The following is a 20,551-nucleotide window of genomic DNA, read 5'->3' as shown; positions in this document are numbered from 1 at the left end:
GTAATGATTACAAAAAACACAATAGATAAGGTATACGACCAAATGCGCGTGGAGGAGGTTATTGGCGACTTCGTTCAACTGAAACGCTCTGGTTCTAATTATAAAGGCTTAAGTCCGTTTACCAACGAACGGACGGCGAGCTTTATGGTTTCGCCCGTAAAACAGATATGGAAAGACTTTAGTAGTGGAAAGGGTGGAAACGCGATTGCTTTTTTGATGGAGCACGAACACTTTACTTACCCTGAGGCTATCAAATATTTAGCTAAAAAATATCATATTGAAATAGAGGAAACAGAAGTTTCTTCGGAAGAAAAAGAAAAAGCAGACGAGCGCGAAAGTATGTATATTGTTTCGGAATACGCTCAGCAATACTTTCAGGATACACTGCACCAAACGCAGGCGGGAATGGCAATCGCTCTGCCTTACTTCAAAGAGCGCGGTTTTACCGATGATACTATCAAAAAATTCAAATTAGGTTATTCGTTGGACGAATGGACTGCTTTTACAGATACGGCTATAAAAAAAGGATATCAGCTGGAGTTTTTGGAAAAGACAGGTTTGACGGGCGTAAATAGCGAAGGCAAACGCTACGACCGCTTCAAAGGGCGGGTAATGTTCCCCATTCACTCTATGAGCGGACGCGTGTTGGGCTTTGGCGGGCGCATTATGACCAACGATAAGAATGTAGCTAAATACCTAAACTCGCCCGAAAGTGATATTTACCACAAAAGCAAAGTGCTATACGGCATTTTCTTTGCCAAACAAGCTATCGCTAAAGCTGATAATTGTTACCTTGTGGAAGGTTATACCGATGTGATACAGATGCACCAAAAAGGCATTGAAAACGTAGTGGCATCGAGTGGAACGGCATTGACCGTAGAGCAAATACGGCTTATACATCGGCTAACGCCCAATATTACAGTGCTTTACGATGGTGATGCTGCTGGGCTACGGGCATCTATCAGGGGGATTGACTTGATTTTGGAACAGGGTATGAATGTGAAAGTGTGTACTTTCCCCGAAGGTGAAGACCCTGATAGCTTTACTCGCAAAACGGCTTATGAAGATTTATTGGCTTATTTTGCCAATAACACCACCGACTTTATACGTTTCAAAGCCTCATTGCTCATCGAAGAAGCAAAAGACGACCCTATAAAAAAAGCGGGAATTATTAGAGATATGGTAGAAAGTATAGCCAAAATTCCCGACCTCATCAAGCAAGAGGTGTATGTGCGTGAATGCGCTGGGCTGATGGGAGTTTCGGAACAGGTGCTTTTTGGTACTTTGGCTCAAATACAGAAAAAAGAACTATACGAGGGGCAAAAAGTAGAACGCCGCAAAGCTACTATGCAAGTAAACAATACCCCCGAAGCGGTGCAAAAGCGTAGTGTAAGCAAATTGGAGACTTTGGAACACGACCTGATAAAAAACCTGCTGCTTTACGGCAACCGCGAATGTACCTTTACCGATACTATCCTCACCGAAACTGAAGACGGCAATCTTGAAGAACAAACCGTACAGCAGACACTGAAGATATACGAAAAGATATTCTTAGAACTGCAAGAAGACGAAATAGAACTTGCTAACCCCGACTTTAAACACATCTACGACTTGCTAATAGCCAAGCTAAACCAAAACCCTGATTACAACATCAACCATATAGTGAATGAGCTGCCTATAGAATTATCGGAAAAGGTATCGTCATTGCTGATGGAAGATGAGGCGCGGCATTTAGACCAATGGGAAAAACGAAACATCATTGCCAAAGACAAAGACGAAGACGTGCATCTGTTTGTAGCTGATACCATACTGAATATCCGTACGCTACTGGTGCGCCACCTTATAGCCCAACTGAGCGAGCAGCTGCAAACAGCTACCGATGAGCAAAAAAACGAACTCATAGACCATATAATGGGCTATATACAACTGCAAAAAATATTGGCTAAAAAACTGAATGTAGTGGTAAATTTTTAGAATAATAATACATTAACACACTTATTATGAAATACTTTAGATTTTTATTCTTGGTATGCGGCTTGGTAGGTCAGGCGCAAAATTTCAAGACCTACGAACAAACGTGCGCGGACGGGAAAACACGTCCTTATGTGGTGTACGCTCCTAAAGAAGCTACATCAGCAAAAAAAGGCGGCAAGCCTTTGGTAGTATTTTTGCACGGGGCAATTGGTTCGCCAGCTATTCGTCCGAATCCTGAAAAATACGTAGAGCAATCGCCTTTTGTTGGCTTAGCCGACAGAGGAGATTATTATTTGCTCTTTCCGTTTGGGCAAAAAGGCTGCACTTGGTTTGACGAAATAGGCTGCCAAATGGTATTAGACGAAATTGCAGCTGTAAAGAAACAGTATAAAATTGACGAAAACAAAGTGTTTTTGGCAGGTTTTTCGGACGGAGCATCGGGAGTTTACTATTTCTCTATGACTTATCCTACCGATTTTGCAGGATTTATCGCCCTAAATGGCAGTATAAAAGTAGCAAGTATGCTGGGCGAAGACGAAATTTACCCTTGTAATACCAACGAAAAGCCTTTCTACATCGTAAATACCTATAGCGATACGCTGTATCCCATAGAACAAATTACACCTACTATTGACTTTTTGAAGACAGAAAACCCTAATATTACTTTTCGCAGCCTCGCTGGCGACCACTTTATGGGCTATTTTGATACTGAAGAGGATAATTTATTGCAATTTATCGGCAGCCATACACGAAAACCGCTTATGCGCATTGTATGGGAAACTTCTGATTATCAAAATCCTAAGGGCATCGGTTGGCTAAGGGTAAAAGCGATAGATACCACAAGCGCAAAAGCCGAATGGCACAAGCCACAGCAGCGAGTAAAAATCTACAACAACAAAGCCGATTTGGGATTAAAATTTGACTATAACTACAAAGGCAACGGACTGAAAGTTGCTGGCTTTAAGAATGACACTGTTACCGCTAAGCGGCTTGGCGTAAAAGAAGGTGATATAGTGATAGCTTTGGAAAAAGACAGCGTTAGTTCGCCATTTATCCCTATGATGTACACGAGCAAAAAGCGAGCAGGCGACCCTACAGAAATTACAGTATTACGCGGGGAGGAAAGGCTCACTTTTCAAGGATATTTCAATACAGGTTACCCATATTATTTATTCCGAAGAAGACGACCCTCAGCAAGAATAGAGGCAGAAATAAAAGACAGAGAACTTTACCTGCGCAGCTCCCGAATCACTGATTACGAAATAAATAGAAAAGCAACCCCTATAAAAATAAAAGGTGGTGTAAAAAATTTCATAAATAAACCTTAAAAAAGTTAGTATTTTAGTTGCGTTTTTCATTATTATTATTTACTTTTGCAGTCGTTTTAATAAATCTTTTGAAAAACGCCTGCCTATATGGCTGATAGTGAAGGGGTAATTTCTTTTATTACCTTTTTATAACAAGTAAATAAAATAACAAAAAACATATAATAATGGAAAATCAAGAAAAAAAAAGTTACTTATTGCCCATCGTAATGATGTTTGCGCTTTTCTTTATGATATCATTCGTAACAGGGCTACAAAACCCATTAGGTAAAATCGTAAAAAGCCAATTCGACACCTCAGTATTGCTTTCACAATTGGGTAATTTTGCAAACTTCATTGCCTATGCTTTTATGGGTATCCCCGCAGGGAAAATGTTGCAAAACATAGGTTATAAAAAAACCGCACTTACTGCTATAGTAGTAGGTTTTGCAGGGGTATGTATCACCTATTTTTCAGGGGTATTAGATAGTTTTGGGGTATATCTTGCAGGAGCGTTTGTTGCGGGCTTCTCTATGTGTATGCTAAACGTGGTAGTAAACCCAATGCTCAACACACTAGGTGGTGGTGGCAAAAAAGGAAACCAGCTATTGCAATTTGGTGGCGCACTGAACTCTATTGGGGCTACTATAGCACCCGTATTAGGTGGATACCTTATAGGAAACCTCGCTACTGCCAAGATTGCTAATGCAAACCCTGTGTTGTTCTTGGCAATGGGTATTTTTGCACTTACTTTTATAGTGCTTACAATGGTACAAATACCAGAACCTCAAGCAGAAAGCAGCCGCGTAGAAGCAGATAGCAAAATAAGTCCGCTATCATTCCGTCACTTTGTATTAGGAGCGGTAGCTATCTTTTTATATGTAGGGATAGAAGTGGGAATAGCAAATATCAGCAACGTATATATGCAAAATTTAGGTATAGCTGAAGTTGTAGCAGGCTCGGTAGTAGGTACTTATTGGTTTTTGATGTTTATAGGACGATTTATAGGCGGAGGCTTGGGCAACGTTATTTCTAGTAAGGCAATGTTGTCGTTTGTATCAGCTTTAGGGTTGATATTAGTAACAGTGGCTATTTTTATGCCCGAAAGCGTAACCGTAACAGTACCAGCCCTACAAGAAAACCTATCGTTTGCAATGGCTGAAGTCCCTATTAGCATCTTATTCTTTGTGCTTTGTGGATTGTGTACTTCGGTAATGTGGGGAGGTATTTTCAACCTTGCCACCAACGGATTAGGAAAATACACCGCAGCAGCTTCAGGTATCTTTATGGTAATGGTGTGTGGTGGAGGTATTTTGCCTGCATTGCAAGGCTGGGTAGCCGATGTAGTAGGTTATATACAAAGTTATTGGGTAATAGTACTTGCTCTTGCTTACTTGCTATTCTACGCTTTAGCAGGTAGTAAGAACGTAAATACCGACATCAAAGTTGATTAATCAAAACAGATTATAAGCAGAAACAATTACAAAACGAAGAGGCTGTCCGAAAAGTTTTGTTTAAACTTTTAAAGACAGCCTTCTTTTTTAAGATTTTATTTTATATTTTCTAAAATATTCAAGATTTTGGATTCTTAAGCAGCTTGTAAAAGGTAAGAAAATAAAAAAGTTGTATTTTGAGAAGATTTTAGTGTGTTTTTATTAGTTTTTGCTTCCAATTGGGCGGTCTTCTTCCTATTAGACAATAATTTTCTAAAATTATGACCAATTGACATTAGTAAAAATTCCATTTCTACTTTTTCCTTACCTCTATGTGTGAACCGATTAAACTTATTATCACTTTTTAGCTGTCCAAATACTGCTTCAACTTCTATCGGACGCTTTCTACGATGATACTGACCTCTTTCACTGGTTAATAATGCTCTCGCTCGTGATTTTAACTGATTTAATCGATAATTAACCTCTATTCTTCGGTTGCCTTTTGATTTATGACATAAACCTCTAAGCGGACACCCCTCACATCTTTGTGCCTGGTAATAAGCAATTTCTGATTTATATCCATTACTCGATATTCGCTTCCCCTTCCCTACATTTCGTAGTTTTTGCCCCATTGGACATACATAATAATCCTCTTTTAGGTTATAGTACATATTTTGAACTAAAAATGGGTCTTCTTTTTGCTTCTTTTTCTGTTCTATATGAAAAAAACTGAACTTTATATATCCCTTAACACCTTTTCTTTCAAGTATTTCGTAGTTTTCTTCACTGCCATACCCTGCATCAGCACAAACTTCTTTGCTTTGTTTCTGATAATTCTTTTCAAACCCATTTAGATGACTTTCTAATGTAGTAGTATCACTTGGCGTTTGATGGATGCTAACGTGAGTAATGAACTGATTTTCAGTAGATATTTGAGCATTATAAGCTGGCTTTAACTGACCATTTTTCATATGATCATCTTTCATTCGCATAAAAGTAGCATCAGTATCTGTTTTACTATAAGAGTTCCTATCTCCCATTATCTCTAAACTTTTTTCGTATTGTTCTAACTTTGGAAGATATTCATTTTGAAGCTTTTGTAACTCTCTTTCTTGTTTTTTAGTAGGTTCTTTTAGCCTTTTATTGATTTGGGATAATTGCTCTTTAAGTGCTTCTGCATTAATTTCTTTAGGAAGTTCCTTTTTGTTAATTTCTTGATTATCAGATTGTATACTATCTTCTATATCAGAAAGTACTTTATTAATTTTTGCTTCTAACCTTTCCTTGTACTTCTCTACAGAACCTCTCCACACAAAAGTATATTTATTGGCAGCTGACTCTATTTTTGTACCATCAATATACTGAATATCAAGGCTAAGATAACCTTCTTTTACTAAGAGTTTTACAATTTCAGCAAAAAGTTTTTGCAGAGAATCTTTCAGAGTTTTGCCTCTAAAATCATTAATAGTTCTAAAATCAGGAGTTGTACCACCTGCCAAATACATAAGAGGAAGATTCTCTTTAACTGCGAGAGCCATTTTACGGCAAGAATAAATATTAGAAAGGTAGCTATAAAAGATTATTTTTATCATCGTACGAGGATGATACGCAGAACATCCTCCCCCCTTATATTTTTGAAGTATATCTTTTATATCTAATTGATTAACAACCATTTCAACTAGTTTAGCAGGATGGTTCTTATCTATTTTATCAAAAATATTTTCGGGAAAAAGTGTTAAAAATTTGTCAGGTTCAGATTTAAATGATATTTTTGTCATAGTGTTTTTTTAGGAGCCACAAAGATACAAAATTTGTGGTAAAACACCAAATAATAAGAGGCTATCCGATAAAAGATAGCCTCTTTTTTATTCATTACTGATAATCAGCCTTTTAAAACTTTTCGGACAGGCTCTTCGTTTTATAGTTTAAAATAACGAAAGCTGCTGGGCAGGTAGTAGCTGGAAAGTTTTGCGATGATGAGGCGTAGCACCATATTCGGCTATAGCTTTGCGATGTTCGGTAGTTGGATAGCCTTTATTTTGCTCCCAATGGTACTCAGGATAATCAGCTGCAAGGGTTTCCATATAAGCATCGCGATAAGTTTTAGCAAGTACCGAAGCCGCAGCAATCGTCTGTATTTTGCCATCGCCTTTTACGATACAAGCGTGTGGAATACTATTGTAAGGCACAAATTTATTGCCATCTACAGCTATAAAAGTAGGTTGAGGATTAAGCTGTGCTATTGCGCGGTGCATAGCAGTGATAGAAGCTCTAAGGATATTCAATTGGTCTATCTCATGGGGCATAATATGACAAACAGCATAGGCAACAGCCTCACGCTCAATAATAGGGCGTAATATATTGCGTTGCTTTTCTGTAAGCTGTTTTGAATCGGTAAGAAGATTGTTACTAAAGCCAGCAGGAAGTATTACAGCTGCGGCGGTTACAGGTCCTGCCAAGCACCCCCTCCCTGCTTCATCGGTACCAGCTTCTGATGAACAATGATAGTAAAGCTGTAACATTCTTATAATATATTTATTTTTTGCTAAATATAAGTGCCGAGCAGTTCCCCCCAAAGCCAAACGAGTTAGAAAGCACGTGCCTTACAGGCAAGTGTAATAATTCTGTTTGAGGGCGTATAGGCACTTCGGGCATTGGAGTTTGATAGTTCAAATTAGGAAATACAATGTCATTGCGCAGTGCCATTACACTAAAAACAGCCTCTACAGACGATGCCGCCCCTAAAGTATGCCCCGTAAAAGGTTTAGTAGAACTGTAATGAGGTACACACTCACCAAAAACACGCAATAAAGCCCTACTTTCCGAAAGGTCGTTATTAGGGGTCGCTGTACCGTGAGCGTTGATGTAGTCTATAGTTTCGGGCTGTAAGTGTGCTATTTGTAGTGCTTGTTGCATAGCCAAATAAGCCCCTTGTCCATCTTCAGAAGAAGCCGTTTGGTGGTAAGCATCATTTGCATTGCCCCAGCCACTAAGTACAGCCTTTATTTTTGCACCACGCCTTAAAGCATTCTCTTCAGTTTCCAATACCAAATAAGCCGCTGCTTCACCCAAGTTCAATCCTTTGCGATGTGCATCAAAAGGCGTACATTCGCTATCCGAGAGTATCATCAGGCTATTAAAGCCATTGATAGTAAATTTTGAGAGCGCATCACTCCCCCCTACTATTAGGCAATCAGCCCTACCCGTAGTGAGCAGGTGCGCCGCAGTAATAATAGCATTAGCCGATGATGAACAAGCCGTGCTCACACTTGTTACTATACCTTTCAAGCGAAAATAATCAGCAATTTGATGGGTAACATCGCCTATATTGTGCGTGGTGATGTAACGCCTTACCGACTCACTATTCTCATACTCAAAAAAGTAACGCTCAGTCATATCCATACCGCCTACCGTAGAAGCATTGATAAAACCTGCATTGCCAAGCTGTTTAGGAATAAGATTTGCATTGGCTATTGCCTCTTTCACTGCAATAATCCCCAGCAGCGAAGTGCGTGAGTAGGCATTTACAATAGGAAGATGTAGTTTTTCAGCAAGTTGAATATTGGTGAGCTTCACCTCCCCCACCCTGATATTGTTCTTATGTGCCGTAACAAGGTTTTCTATAACAGAAAGCCCTGTGCGCTTGTGGGTGAGTGCGTAAAAATTCGCTTCAACAGAATTACCTATTGAAGAGATGATACCCATACCCGTTACAACTATTTTAGGAGGCATTATTTGGTGCGGTGTGCTGTGATATATTCAGCCATTGTTTTTACCGAGTGAAATATTTCTTTCCCTTTCTTGGGGTCGTCCAATCTGATGCCGTAATTTTTATCTAATAGTACAATTAGTTCAAGGGCATCTATGGAGTCTAAGCCTAAACCCGTACCAAACAGAGGCTCATCGTCCTGAATATCTTCAGGAGTTACCTCTTCAAGGTTTAATACTTCAATAATTTTTTTCTTCAGTTCTAAAATAAGTGCGTCCATTAATATAATAGTTTAGAGTGCAAAGATAGCCATTTATTAGCAATTACACAAATCTAGTAAAGTGTTGCTATCACTTCACATTCATCTTCAAGTACTTCCACCCACGCGCAAAGCACTTTTTCAGCTGACTTTTCGGCTATTAGCTGCCGACTATACTCTTTGAAAAACACCTCTGCTTGCCCGTAGTTATCAAATACCATAAAAGCATTTTCGGTTTTAAGCTGATGTCTGATACTTATCTCGCCCAAGCAAATATTAGGCAGTGTATATACAAATACCGCCGGACTCGGATAGTATTCTCCTTCATCTGCTATTGTAGCCTGATGTTTCAAGTCCGTATCCAAACTCGCAGCACGATTCGCAAATACAAGCGCTATCCCATTTTTCTCCTCTTGCGAAAACGGACTTAAAAGTACCTCAGCTGCCAAAAAAGCCATCTTGCTAAGGGTATCCATCTTGTAGAACTTGGCGTATTCCACACGCAAGGCTTTCAGTGCCTTTTTAGCAAATTCAGCAAGAGGGATACCCTTTTCGGTAAAAATAACCGAATGGTTCAGGCTAATTGTGTTGTTTTGTATGGTACAGGTTTTCATTGGGTTATTGTCTTACTTTTTGTTCCCATTGCCAAGCCGATAGAAGCGCCTCGTCAAGGGTGCTTTTTGCTTTCCAGCCCAATACGTTGTTTGCTTTATCAGTATTGGCGTAAGCGGCTACCACATCACCTGCGCGCCTGCCTATAATTTGGTAGTTCAGTTTTTTGCCCGATACGCGCTCAAAGCTTTCAATCACCTCCAGCACGCTACTACCTTTGCCCGTACCGATATTGAATACTTCGTAATTTTCGGTATTCTTACCCTCGATAAGGCGTTGCAAAGCCACTACGTGTGCTTGTGCCAAATCTACTACGTGAATATAATCACGGATACAAGTACCATCAACAGTTGGGTAATCATTACCAAATACCGATAGTTTTTCGCGCAAGCCTATTGCTGTTTGTGTGATAAAAGGCACTAAGTTTTGAGGTACGCCTATAGGAAGCTCGCCTATTTCTGTTGAAGGGTGTGCCCCTATAGGGTTGAAGTAGCGCAAAGCAATAGCCTGCAAGTTGGGCGTTACACGACAAGTATCTACGATGATTTCTTCGCTTATTTGTTTGGTATTACCATAAGGCGATTCAGCCTTCTTCACAGGAGCGTTTTCTGTTACGGGCAATTCATCTGCCTGACCATAAACGGTACAAGAAGAACTAAATATAAAGTTAGCCTTTGGCAAAGCACTAAGTTCCTGAAGCAAATAAATAAGCGAATTAAGATTGTTTTCGTAGTAAAGCAAAGGCTTTTCTACACTTTCACCCACAGCCTTTGAGGCAGCAAAGTGTATCACCCCCTGCACATCATTATGGCGTTTAAAAAAGTCTTTTACATCAGCCTTATCTCTAAGGTCAAATTTCTCAAACACAGGGGTAATACCCGTAATTTTAGCAATTTTGCCTAATACACTTTCTTCAGCATTAGACAGGTTGTCAATAATAACAACTTCAAAGCCTGCTTCTTGCAAGGCTACTACAGTGTGCGACCCAATAAAACCAAGTCCACCCGTTACTACTATTTTACTCATATTTATATTAATTTGTAAAAGTCAATCCTTTCATTTACTAATCCCCAATTACAATTTGTGTATCCAAAACTCAGGGTTCAGGCGTGTAGTGTTCTTATATAGAAAGAATTTCATTTCGGTTTTCCCTTTACTGTTAGTAAATATTTTTCCTAATGGCTCTTTAGCACGTACTTTATCGCCTTTTTTCACATACACCTCTGTCAAATTATAGTAAATAGTGATGTAATTCCCGTGCCGTACCTGCACCACCTTATTACTACCTGGGATAGATTGTATCGCCGACACCTCACCTTCAAACACGCAACGAGCCTCAGCATCACGCTCCGTAGCAATGGTAACACCGTTGTTATAATGTTGCAATTCAGGATACACAGGGTCGTAGTACACCCCAAAACCTTGTGATTTGTAGCCTTTTACCACAGGCCATATCAGGTTGCCTTTATTGGCTTCAAAGCTATTCGCCACACGCCGTGTTTCGGGAGTAAGTACAAAAGCCACTTCGGTAGTACTATCGTCTTCTTCCGGAGGAGGTGTAGTAGCAACAGCAGTACCTCCTGTATTGGCATTCACCTTGCTGCTTTCGCGTCTATTCGCCTCTATGATAGCCAAGCGTATGAGTTGCTGTATTTTTTTATCAATAGCATTTGCTTGCTTTTGCTTTTCGCGTATTTGGGCTTCGTAATTGCGCTCCACCTGACGTATATTTACTGCCAGCTGTTCCAATTCTCGCTTTTCTTGCTGCAACAAGGCTTGCTCACGGCGCTGTTCAGCAAGAACTTTATTTTTTTCGTTGCGTTGTACAACCAAAGTATCGTTAATACGCCTTATTTCCTCAGTTTTCGTCTGTATTTGCGTTACTTGGTCGTGACGGTAATTTACATATTGTTTCATATAGGTAAGCCGCTTGTAGGCTTGCCCAAAGCTTTCCGATGAGAGTATAAATAACAATCTATTTTCGGCAGATTTGCTTTTGTACGACTGCCGTATGGTTTTCGCATATTCACCTTGGTGATATTCTAATTCTTTTTTAAGCGTACGGAGTTCTTTTTCATTATTAGCAATTTCTTTAGACAGCATATTAGCTTGCTGCTGATTTATTTGTATAAGCCGCGTGCGCATTTGTATTTTCTCATTGGCAGCTTCTATTTGTTGTATGGTGGTGCGGTGTTGCTGACTTTGTTGTTGGCGCAGTGCCGACATCTGTTTTATTTGTTCCAACAGTGCCTTCTTGCGTTGCTCTAAGTCTTTTTGCCGCTGCCCCATCAGGGTTAATGGCAATAACAGTAGTAATACAATTATTTTTAGCTTTAATTTCATTAATTTTTTATGCTATTCAGGCATTTTAAACGGAAAACTAACTTGCCCGTTGAGCTCTAAACTTTTTAGTTCTAAAACTATATCATTGCGATTATCTCCGTTTACTACTTCTATTTTTATAGTAGCTGGCAGTAGCTCATCGGTTACTTTTTGGTAGGTGTAGGTAATAAGTGCTCGTTGTTCTTTTACGTTGTGCTGTAGCAGGGCACTTTCCACCCTATAGCTATCGGGCAAGAGCTTGTAGGTAACGGTAAGGCTACCATCGTTATATTGCAACACATAGCGGTTGCTATCGTTGGCAAGTAGCTTTATATTAGGCGTAACAGAATATATTATATTGCCCAACAGTAGGTTTTGAATTTCATTGAAACCTACCGAGAAGCCCAAGAGTTCTGTCAAGTAATCAAAATCGCCGCTAAAGGAAGTATTGTCCCAACGATTGTAAAACGAGAGCCTATCGGGAGTGGCGAGGGCTTTGGCTACGCCCAAAGGTGCTGATAGCCATATATTCTTGCCTTTTTCCATTCGCAGCGAAAAGGGCATTGATTGTGAGGCTTCGCCATTTTCACTATAGCTGGTCATCACACTACCACTAAGGGTACTGAATGAAGGTGTTTTATTGAGGTGCTTATTGATAACTTCACCCGCTTGTTCAGCTTCAGTTACTTTGCCTGTAACGGTTACGAGCTGTTGTTTAGGCTTGCAACTTACCAACGCCAACAAGGCTATTATTAAAAAAAATATCTTTTTCATACCATTTACCATTAATAATTAACATAATCATTAATCATTATCCCTTATTTTCCGGTACTTCCAAAGCCTGCGGTACCTCTTTGGGTATCAGAAAGTTCTTCTACTTGCTGAAATGTTACTCGTTCGTATTTAGCAAATATCATTTGAGCGATGCGCTCGCCGTGTGCAATGGTGAAACTTTCATCAGATAGATTTACAATAGGCACTTTCACTTCGCCGCGATAGTCGCTATCTATAGTACCAGGGGCATTGATAACCGTGATGCCGTGTTTCGCAGCCAAACCACTACGCGGGCGCACTTGCACTTCGTAGCCTTCGGGAATTTCCAAAAACAACCCCGTAGGCACAAGCGTACGCTGTAGCGGTGCCAGCACTATGGGCTCTTCCAAATTAGCTCTAATATCTAAGCCCGCAGCACCTGCGGTTTGGTAGGCGGGAAGCTCATTGGTAGAGGTATTGATTATTTTTACTATCATTTGTTATAGCTTTTTTGCTTGTTTTTTAAATTCTTCATATGAAGTTGTGTGTCCGTTATTCCACACTACCCATTCTTCATCATCTATGATTCCCAAGGTGAAAGGATTCTCATCAAAGTCATAGACCTCATCAAATTTTAGTTCTACAATTTCTGTGCCCTTTTCATCAATAAAGCCCCATTTATCATCTTGGCACACCGCCGCCATTTTACCTTTAAAATCGCGTGCCTCATCGTATTTAGGAGCGCATATTTCCTCGCCTTTTTTATTGATATAACCCAATTTTTCGTTTAGTTCTACAATGGCATAACCGTTGTGAAAATCGTATATTTCGTCATATTGTAGCGGACAGATGAGGTTGCCTTTAGCATCTATCACGCCCCATTTATCATTGCGCATTACAGGTGCCAATCCTTCTACAAAGCGCACTACATCGTCATATTCAGTAGGAATGAGCAATGTGTTTTTATCGTCTATAAGCCCCCAATGGTTGCCTTTTTTCACTTTGGCTACCCCTTCCCAAAAATTTTCCACATCGTCATACTGAAAATCAATAATTAGGTTGTTTTTCTTATCTATAAATCCCCATTTATCATTGCGCTTTACAGCAGCGAGGTTTTCAAAGAAAGGGAGTGCTTCGTCATAAACAAAATCTATAACTGTTTTACCTTTAATGTTGATATAGCCTGCCTTTCCGTCTTTTTTGGCACAAGTGATATAGCTCATAAAGGGGTGGAGTTCATCGTATATTAGGGGAATGGCTACTTCGCCTCGTTTATTTACGAATCCTGTTTTGCCGTTTTTGATAACTTGTGCCAGCTCGTAAGAAAAATAGAAAGCTTTGTCATAATACACAGGCACTATTTCTTTACCATTATCATCTATCACCCCCCATTGGTTGGCTATAGATACGGTAGCTGTCCCCATCAGGAAAGGAAGGACGCTATCGTATTTAAACGGACATATTTCTTTGCCATTATGGTTTACGAATCCCCATTTATCATTGCGTTTAGCAGCAGTTAGTCCTCCAGAGGTAGTCATAAGAGTTTCTTGATATTTAGCGCGCCATAGTTCATCATTAAGCTCATTCATAGTTATTTCTTTTTTATTAATTATTCAGCGGCAAAGATACAAAATAATGTTCAATTGTCAATAATTAATGTTTAATGAAAAATTTAGTGCGAGCCGCACAGGCTTTTATCGTTCGCTCAACCTTCGCTCAACCTTCGCTCAACCTTCGGTGAAGTGTAGGGGAATAAGATTTACCATATTGGCTCCTACATTGTAGGCATAAATAGCCGAAGGTATTTTATTATTTACCCACCAAGTGTTTTCGTACTGCAAGCGCGCTATTATTTTTTCAGTTGGAATAAGTACCAAGTGTTTCATTATAAATATTTTTTAGGTAAAGATGGTAAAAATAAGCTTGGCAACAAAGGTTTATTTTTACATTTTTGTACAAATAAGCTATTTTATATCGTTTTAAATGTTTATTTTTACAGGAGAATTGCACTTGTGGGTGGAATTGGCGATATCACAAAAAAAAGCAATGTACCCAAAGAGGCACATTGCTTTTTAATATTTTCCCAATTCATATTTTTTTTGGGGGGCACTTGTGGTATTAATCATTATTCTTGTCTTTTAAATAATAGATAATACAGAGGATTATAAAAGCAACACTCCCAAAAGTGGTGATATAGAACGTCAGCACAAAGAGAATAAAAAACAACATCGATGGGGATTCTAACATCTGTGGATATACCACTGCTGTCATACCAAAAATCATTATTATCACACTCGAAATGATTATGGCACCTCCCAACCAAAACAACCCGCGATGCCTATACAAAAAACCTATTGATTGTGTTTCTTTAGGAGAGTTCGTATTCTTGTTTTTGGCTTCATCTATGCGCTCACTGGTTTTATAATCCTTAGAATAGCTCATAACTATTGATTAATTTGTACTTGAGGATAAGGTATATTGATATTAGCAGCATCAAATCGGTTCTTCACTTCTTCCAAGCTGCTGAAATAACAAACGGCATAATCCGCAGACATACACCAATAGCGCAATGACAAATTTACTGAGCTTTCCGCAAGTTCTTCCACCATTACTTCAGGTTCAGGAGTAGAAAGGGCAAGGGGCTGGTCTTTAGCAATTTGCAAGAGCACTTCGCGCGCCTTCTGTATATTATCACCATAGCCTATACCCACGAGTATAAACACGCGGCGTTTCTCTTCCCTGCTATAGTTGATAATGCTATCGCTAAATAGCTGTGTGTTAGGAATAATTACCTGTTCGTTATTAGGCTTGTTGAGAGTGGTAGCAAATAAACCAATGTTTTTAACGGTGCCTTTTTGTCCTTTGCCCTCAATAATATCGCCCACTCTGAAGGGTTTGAATATAAGAATCATTATCCCACTGGCAAAGTTGGATAGCGAACCTTGCAAGGCGAGACCTACGGCTACAAATCCTGAGGTGATAATAGCGATAAACTGTGTAGCGGGTAAGCCTATAACCTGTACAATTGTAAGGAACAAAGCAATGTGTAGCACCCAGCGTATCACCTGCAATAAGAAAGTTTGCAGGGTAGGTTCCACCTCGCGTTTGTTCATCAGTTTGCTTACCATCTTCACAATGAAGTTTATCAAATACTTTCCTGCAAAGTATAGGGCAATAGCCCCAATAAGTGCTGGGGCAAATTTTATAAGGCTCGTAATCCACTCTTTAATAAGAGCTTCAAAATCTGCTGCTGAAAATTCTTTCATTGTAAAAAGTAATTATTTATAATTAGCGAGCTTTCATAGCTTCATAGTTCTTTTTAATTTCAGCACGTTCAGCTTCACTACCATCTTCGTATTTATCCATCAGCTGCACCGCTTTTTCTTCAAGTTCAATCCCTTTTTCTTTACTCTCAAGCACATACACCAAATGTGCCAAAGTATCTATATAGAAAGGATTTTCAGGCTCTAATTGCACTGCGGCTTTTGCCCATTGGTAAGGTGCTTTTAGCTTATCCTTATCGGTATGGTCGTATTGATACACTTTCCAAGCGATATTATTAGCGCGGTTGGCAAAGTACATTTTGAAGGTTCGCCAGCTGTAGGCATCCTTAGATTCGGTATAAGCTTTGTCCAAGGCAGCAATTAAGTTACTGTCTTTTTGAGTGATATTGTTGAAATATTCAGCAAAATACACACCAGCACCTTCAGCATCGTTTTCGTACAAGAAATCTAAATAGTCATTAGGCTCATATACCCCCAATTGCAATCCTTTTTCATAGATACTTTTAATACGTGGCAATAGGTCTTTATTCTTTTCTGCCAAGTTTTCTAAGCCGTTGCATTGTTGCTTGTAGCTCACCTCTATAGCTCCTTTTTCTATGCGTTCACTATAAGGTATATAATCTTCATCAGTAGCATCAGGGTCTTTGCCCAATACTTTTTTGTTATGTGCAGCAATTTCGTCTTTAAAGCGCAACAGATAATCTACTACATCCATATAAGTAGCTGTAGGAGTAGGAGTTTGGGCAAATACTTTTTCGTAGTATTCAGTTACGCCTGCCAGCACCAATAGTTGAGCGTATTTAGCATCTAAGTTCTTGTCTTTTAGGTGGCTATCCACTACGCGTTTCCATTGGTTTTCAAGCGTTGCAGGGGTGAGTTGTAGCTTGCGGAATCCTTTAGGGTTCTTCAGTTTTTTCAGATAGTCTTTAGTATTTTCTTCGTAAGTCTTTTGGTCATCAGCGTCTTCTTCTTTAGGACGATTCTCTGCCAATAAAAATATTTGTGAAGAATCATTGTTAAGGAGGTTGCTAAAAGTATTTTCCACCTCTTTAGTAGTACTTTTAGGGTTACCCAGCACCTTATCAAGTTCATAAGCTATAGCAAGAGTTTGAAAGATGTTTTCATACCTGCCATTTTCCAATAGGTCTTCGGCTTCTTGTTGTGCAATAGTACCTTCTTGGTGGTAAATTACATCGCCAGCAGCGTTTAGCAGCACCACTTGGTTACCACCGCCTATTCCTTTTTTTGTAAGCGTTTTAGCTTCTTTTGCAGTTGCCAAATAGAGTTCGTATCTAAACTTGTTGCTGTATGCATACTCGTCGTCATCACTACTACCACTACTATAGCTATTTAGCAAGCTGTTAAATTCTTCTTTAGCCGTATTGTTATTAGGCTGCAAAAATACAAGTAGCAAACGTTTGTTTTTAGCAGCTGCCGCCAAAGCCTCATTAAGCGATTTATGCTCTTTTACAGGAGCAATAGCGTTTTTAGATTTTTCAGGATTATATTCAGGAATATTACTTTCTTCTTCAAAAGCGATGAGGTGTTTCCATTTTTTCACAGCCTCAGTACTTTGAGGTCGCAAAGATAGCGAGGGTTCATTAGTAACCTTTGTAAATACTACAGGGGTTTCATAAATTTCAGGTTCGTTTAGCACATAATGTTCTGGGTTTTGAGAGTCGCGAACCAACTTTAGTGAGCGTGAAACAGCACCACGTGCATTAAATTGTATTTTTAGCGCATTGGTATTCTTGCCAATAGCATATTTTTCTATTTTCACTTCAGCATTTTTGCCTTTGTAAGCAGTAGCATAAGCATTTGCTAAGTACAAATGCTCAGTACGAGGCACTTCAATTGTCACCTTATCGTCATTTTCATTGCCCTCTCCTTGTGCTTTGTTATAGAGGCTAACGTATTGCACTTCACCTTTATCGTCTTCATAACCAATGTATATATAACGTGTAGCCAAACCAAAGAAGTCATCTAAAGGCTCAAAACTAATCTGTAGTGCCGCACTATTGCCGTTCTCTTTAGTAAGAGTAAAGCTATCGGGGGTTTTAAGATCAATGGTAACCACTTCGTTGCTTACTGAATACACACCATTAGCGGTGATAATATCTACCGTATTATCATTATTAAAACGAAACTGAAACTGCTCTTTCGCCTTATCCGATTGATATAGCCCAGATGGCTTTTCAGCTTGCCCAAATGATAGTACAGGCAACAAAGCCAGTAATATAAAATACATTCTACTCATAATTATAGATTTTTATAGTTATTCAAAAAAAACTTGTGTATCTCCTGCCAATTTACTATTTTTGCCTGAAATACAAATTACTAATTATCCTATGGAAATCAATCTGCCCGATAAACTCTATTACAGCATAGGCGAAGTTGCGAAAGCCTTTGGCGTAAATACATCGCTCATACGCTTTTGGGAAAAAGAATTTGCCATTATAAGTCCGCGCAAGAGCACTACAGGATCTCGCAAATTTACCCCCGAAGACGTAAAAAAACTACAGCTTATTTATCATCTCGTAAAAGAAAAAGGTTTTACTTTAGAAGGTGCCCGACAACGATTGAAAGAAGAAAACCAAAAAACGCTTTCCAACTACGACCTTATCAGCAAACTACAGCACATAAAACAAACTCTCATCGCTATCAAAAACGCCTTAGAGTAATCAAAATATCGAACTATGTGTCTGTGCTGTAAACTCTTCTAAAAACTTCATTCCTCTGTAAGAATTCCCCTTTTCATTCAGTTTTGGCGACCATACAGCTATGCTGTAATGGTTGGGCAACAACGCTACTATGCCCCCTCCTACACCACTCTTGCCAGGGAGTCCCACCTTAAAAGCAAATTCCCCCGATTCGTCATAAAAACCGCAAGTCTGCATCAGGGCATTCACACGCTTAGTACAAGTTTCGGTAAGTATTTGCACCCTGTCGTGCATACGAATACCATCATTGGCAAGAAATGAAAATATATAAGCTAAGCTCTTACAACTCAATTCCAGCGAGCACATTTTAAAGTAAAAATTCAATACCTCTATAGGCTCATTTTCTATATTCCCCAATGACTTTATGTAATAACAAAGTGCAAAATTGCGATACCCTACTGATTTTTCCGACTCGGCTACCAATACAGAGTAATTAATGCTATCATCGTTGGCTAATTCACGCACAAAATTCAAAAAATCAGCCTCCGCATCTTCCAGTATAGAGAGCAATATATCACACACCACTATAGCCCCCGCATTGATGAGCGGATTACGCGGTATACCATTATCTGCCTCCAGCTGCACCAATGAGTTAAACGAGGTACCCGATGGCTCTACATCCACACGCTTCCAAAGTTTATCACCTATAATACTATATGCCAAGCACAGCGATAGTACTTTTGCAATACTCTGTGATGAAAAACGCTCCTCACAATCACCCACCCCATACGACTGCTTGTTCAAACTATATAAATATACCCCAAATTTATTGGGGTCTACTTGTGCCAACTCTGGAATATATGTGGGTGCCGTACCCAAATTATCTTCCGAAAGCACCTGTTTGTAAATATCTTCTATAATTTTTGAATATTTCATATTTAAAGTACCACTACTTTTATCTCCTTTATTCGCTTCTTGTCAAAAGCCTCTACTATAAATTTATATTTCCCAAATTGTATAGGTTTGCCCTTTTGTGGGAAATTCCCCGATAGTTCCAACAAGAAGCCCGCAAGAGTCTCTGCTAGACCCCGTTTTTCGTCAAAAAATACCTCTTCAGTATCATCTATCTGCATAATCCGATAGAAATCCTTCATCACCGTTTTACCCTCAAATATAAAGGTATGATCGTTTATTCTGGTATATGTAACATCATCATCGTCAAACTCATCGTTGATGCTCCCCACAATTTCCTCTATAATATCCTCCAGCGTTATAATACCACACGTGCCGCCATACTCATCTACCACTACCGCAAGGTGTATCTTCTTCTCCTGAAACTCCTGTAACAAATCATTCAGTTTTTTATTTTCAGGCACAAAGAAAGCCTTGCGCATCACCTGTGTCCATTCAAAATCGTCTTTATCTAAGTGTGGCAACAAGTCTTTGATGTAAATAACGCCCGTAATGTTATCCAAATTCTCGTGATATACAGGTATTCGCGAATACCCAATGCGCAACACCTCACTAAGCAGCGCCCTAAAAGAAAGCGTATCCGAAAGAGCAAATATATCCACACGCGGCACCATTACTTCGTGCGTCTCGGTATTGCCAAAAGATACAATGCTCTCCAATATCTTCTTTTCTTCATTAGTAGTATCATCCACCGATGCCAGCTCCAACGCCTGCGAAAGCTGCCCCACCGATATATTACTTTTTCTCTTGCCCAAAAACTTCTGTATCCATACCGTAAAAGCCTTCATCGGCAGACTTATAGGTGTAAAGAACTTATCAAAAGTATATATAACGTAAATAACCTTCCGTGAAAAAGCCAAGTTATTCCTATTAGCATATATCTTAGGCAAGATTTCACCGCATAGCAAGAGTACAAAGGTAACCACCCCTATATTCATTACATCTTTAAGAATAGGTTTTTTTATACCTCCAAAAAGAAATTCACACAAGTCTGCCGAGATTAATACGATAGATATATTTACCAAATTATTAGCTATTAGCACAGTAGCCAATAGTTTCTTCGGATTTTCTACTAGCGTGATTATCAAATCGGATTGCGTAGTTTTCTCTTCTTTTAGGTTTTCAAGCTCTGTAAGCGAAAGTGAAAACAAGGCCACTTCAGAGCCCGAAATGAGTGCCGAGCATAGTAATAATACAAAAAATACAGCAAATTGAATTACTAAACCTGTATCTATCGTCAGTAAAGGCATCAACAGCTGTATCGTCAGA

General features: G+C 39.3%; 20 protein-coding genes. 4 read left to right on the top strand and 16 right to left on the bottom strand.

Annotated features, from left to right (window positions below; genetic code table 11):
* Positions 1-3 precede the first annotated feature (3 nt).
* The 3 genes from dnaG (at position 4) to J4N46_RS03190 (ending at position 4,732) form a co-directional block, all read left to right on the top strand.
* Positions 4-1,974, top strand: a complete 1,971-nt coding sequence (dnaG, locus tag J4N46_RS03200) for a DNA primase (protein ID WP_208058146.1) — start codon at positions 4-6, stop codon at positions 1,972-1,974.
* A gap of 26 nt (positions 1,975-2,000) precedes the next feature.
* Entirely contained in the window at positions 2,001-3,302 is a 1,302-nt protein-coding gene (locus tag J4N46_RS03195) for a carboxylesterase family protein (RefSeq protein ID WP_208058145.1), read from the top strand.
* A 164-nt stretch (positions 3,303-3,466) separates the two neighbouring features.
* Positions 3,467-4,732 (top strand): MFS transporter, encoded by a 1,266-nt coding sequence (locus tag J4N46_RS03190; protein WP_236013603.1) that lies wholly within the window; start codon positions 3,467-3,469, stop codon positions 4,730-4,732.
* A 134-nt stretch (positions 4,733-4,866) separates the two neighbouring features.
* Here J4N46_RS03190 and J4N46_RS03185 read toward each other — a convergent pair whose 3' ends face one another.
* From J4N46_RS03185 to J4N46_RS03120, 14 genes are all read right to left on the bottom strand, one after another.
* Positions 4,867-6,489 (bottom strand): IS1182 family transposase, encoded by a 1,623-nt coding sequence (locus J4N46_RS03185; protein WP_208058144.1) that lies wholly within the window; start codon positions 6,487-6,489, stop codon positions 4,867-4,869.
* Positions 6,490-6,636: 147 nt separating this feature from the next.
* Positions 6,637-7,233: a ribonuclease HII gene (locus J4N46_RS03180; protein ID WP_208058143.1), complete on the bottom strand. Its 597-nt coding sequence runs from the start codon at positions 7,231-7,233 to the stop codon at positions 6,637-6,639.
* A 13-nt stretch (positions 7,234-7,246) separates the two neighbouring features.
* A complete protein-coding gene (locus J4N46_RS03175) occupies positions 7,247-8,443 on the bottom strand; it encodes a beta-ketoacyl-[acyl-carrier-protein] synthase family protein (protein WP_208058142.1) in 1,197 nt (398 codons plus the stop codon).
* Complete coding sequence (locus tag J4N46_RS03170) at positions 8,443-8,700, bottom strand: phosphopantetheine-binding protein (RefSeq protein WP_208058141.1); 258 nt, start codon at positions 8,698-8,700, stop codon at positions 8,443-8,445. The genes J4N46_RS03175 and J4N46_RS03170 overlap by 1 nt, the downstream gene beginning before the upstream one ends.
* A 53-nt stretch (positions 8,701-8,753) precedes the next feature.
* A complete protein-coding gene (locus tag J4N46_RS03165) occupies positions 8,754-9,293 on the bottom strand; it encodes a 3-oxoacyl-ACP synthase (RefSeq protein ID WP_208058140.1) in 540 nt (179 codons plus the stop codon).
* A gap of 4 nt (positions 9,294-9,297) precedes the next feature.
* The gene (gene galE, locus J4N46_RS03160; protein WP_208058139.1) at positions 9,298-10,317 is read right to left on the bottom strand and encodes a UDP-glucose 4-epimerase GalE; all 1,020 of its coding nucleotides are present in this window, start codon (positions 10,315-10,317) and stop codon (positions 9,298-9,300) included.
* A 48-nt stretch (positions 10,318-10,365) separates the two neighbouring features.
* Positions 10,366-11,634, bottom strand: coding sequence for a murein hydrolase activator EnvC family protein (locus J4N46_RS03155; RefSeq protein ID WP_208058138.1), 1,269 nt, complete (start codon positions 11,632-11,634; stop codon positions 10,366-10,368).
* 12 nt (positions 11,635-11,646) lie between these two features.
* On the bottom strand, positions 11,647-12,387 hold the full coding sequence (locus tag J4N46_RS03150) for a DUF4292 domain-containing protein (protein WP_208058137.1): 741 nt from the start codon (positions 12,385-12,387) through the stop codon (positions 11,647-11,649).
* A 44-nt stretch (positions 12,388-12,431) separates the two neighbouring features.
* Positions 12,432-12,863, bottom strand: coding sequence for a dUTP diphosphatase (dut, locus tag J4N46_RS03145; RefSeq protein ID WP_009416358.1), 432 nt, complete (start codon positions 12,861-12,863; stop codon positions 12,432-12,434).
* Positions 12,864-12,866: 3 nt separating this feature from the next.
* Positions 12,867-13,955 (bottom strand): WG repeat-containing protein, encoded by a 1,089-nt coding sequence (locus J4N46_RS03140; RefSeq protein WP_009416359.1) that lies wholly within the window; start codon positions 13,953-13,955, stop codon positions 12,867-12,869.
* A 138-nt stretch (positions 13,956-14,093) separates the two neighbouring features.
* The gene (locus J4N46_RS03135) at positions 14,094-14,252 is read right to left on the bottom strand and encodes a hypothetical protein (protein ID WP_208058136.1); all 159 of its coding nucleotides are present in this window, start codon (positions 14,250-14,252) and stop codon (positions 14,094-14,096) included.
* A 232-nt stretch (positions 14,253-14,484) separates the two neighbouring features.
* A complete protein-coding gene (locus tag J4N46_RS03130; protein WP_208058135.1) occupies positions 14,485-14,808 on the bottom strand; it encodes a hypothetical protein in 324 nt (107 codons plus the stop codon).
* A 2-nt stretch (positions 14,809-14,810) separates the two neighbouring features.
* Positions 14,811-15,632 carry a mechanosensitive ion channel family protein gene (locus tag J4N46_RS03125; RefSeq protein WP_208058134.1) on the bottom strand — a complete coding sequence of 274 codons (822 nt, stop codon included), beginning with the start codon at positions 15,630-15,632 and terminating at the stop codon, positions 14,811-14,813.
* 22 nt (positions 15,633-15,654) lie between these two features.
* Complete coding sequence (locus tag J4N46_RS03120) at positions 15,655-17,907, bottom strand: hypothetical protein (RefSeq protein WP_208058133.1); 2,253 nt, start codon at positions 17,905-17,907, stop codon at positions 15,655-15,657.
* A gap of 91 nt (positions 17,908-17,998) precedes the next feature.
* Between J4N46_RS03120 and J4N46_RS03115 the strand changes: the two genes are divergently transcribed.
* Positions 17,999-18,331: a MerR family transcriptional regulator gene (locus tag J4N46_RS03115; RefSeq protein WP_009416365.1), complete on the top strand. Its 333-nt coding sequence runs from the start codon at positions 17,999-18,001 to the stop codon at positions 18,329-18,331.
* Here the strand turns inward: J4N46_RS03115 and J4N46_RS03110 are convergent, their stop codons facing one another.
* On the bottom strand, positions 18,332-19,246 hold the full coding sequence (locus J4N46_RS03110) for a glutaminase (protein WP_208058132.1): 915 nt from the start codon (positions 19,244-19,246) through the stop codon (positions 18,332-18,334).
* A gap of 2 nt (positions 19,247-19,248) precedes the next feature.
* Entirely contained in the window at positions 19,249-20,532 is a 1,284-nt protein-coding gene (gene gldE / locus J4N46_RS03105; protein WP_208058282.1) for a gliding motility-associated protein GldE, read from the bottom strand.
* Positions 20,533-20,551: the final 19 nt, after the last annotated feature.

Origin of the sequence: Capnocytophaga bilenii (assembly GCF_017565765.1) — a bacterium.
Lineage (GTDB): Bacteria > Bacteroidota > Bacteroidia > Flavobacteriales > Flavobacteriaceae > Capnocytophaga > Capnocytophaga bilenii.
The sequence above is the reverse complement of the archived record's forward strand: the minus strand, read 5'-3'. Positions and strand labels throughout refer to the sequence as shown.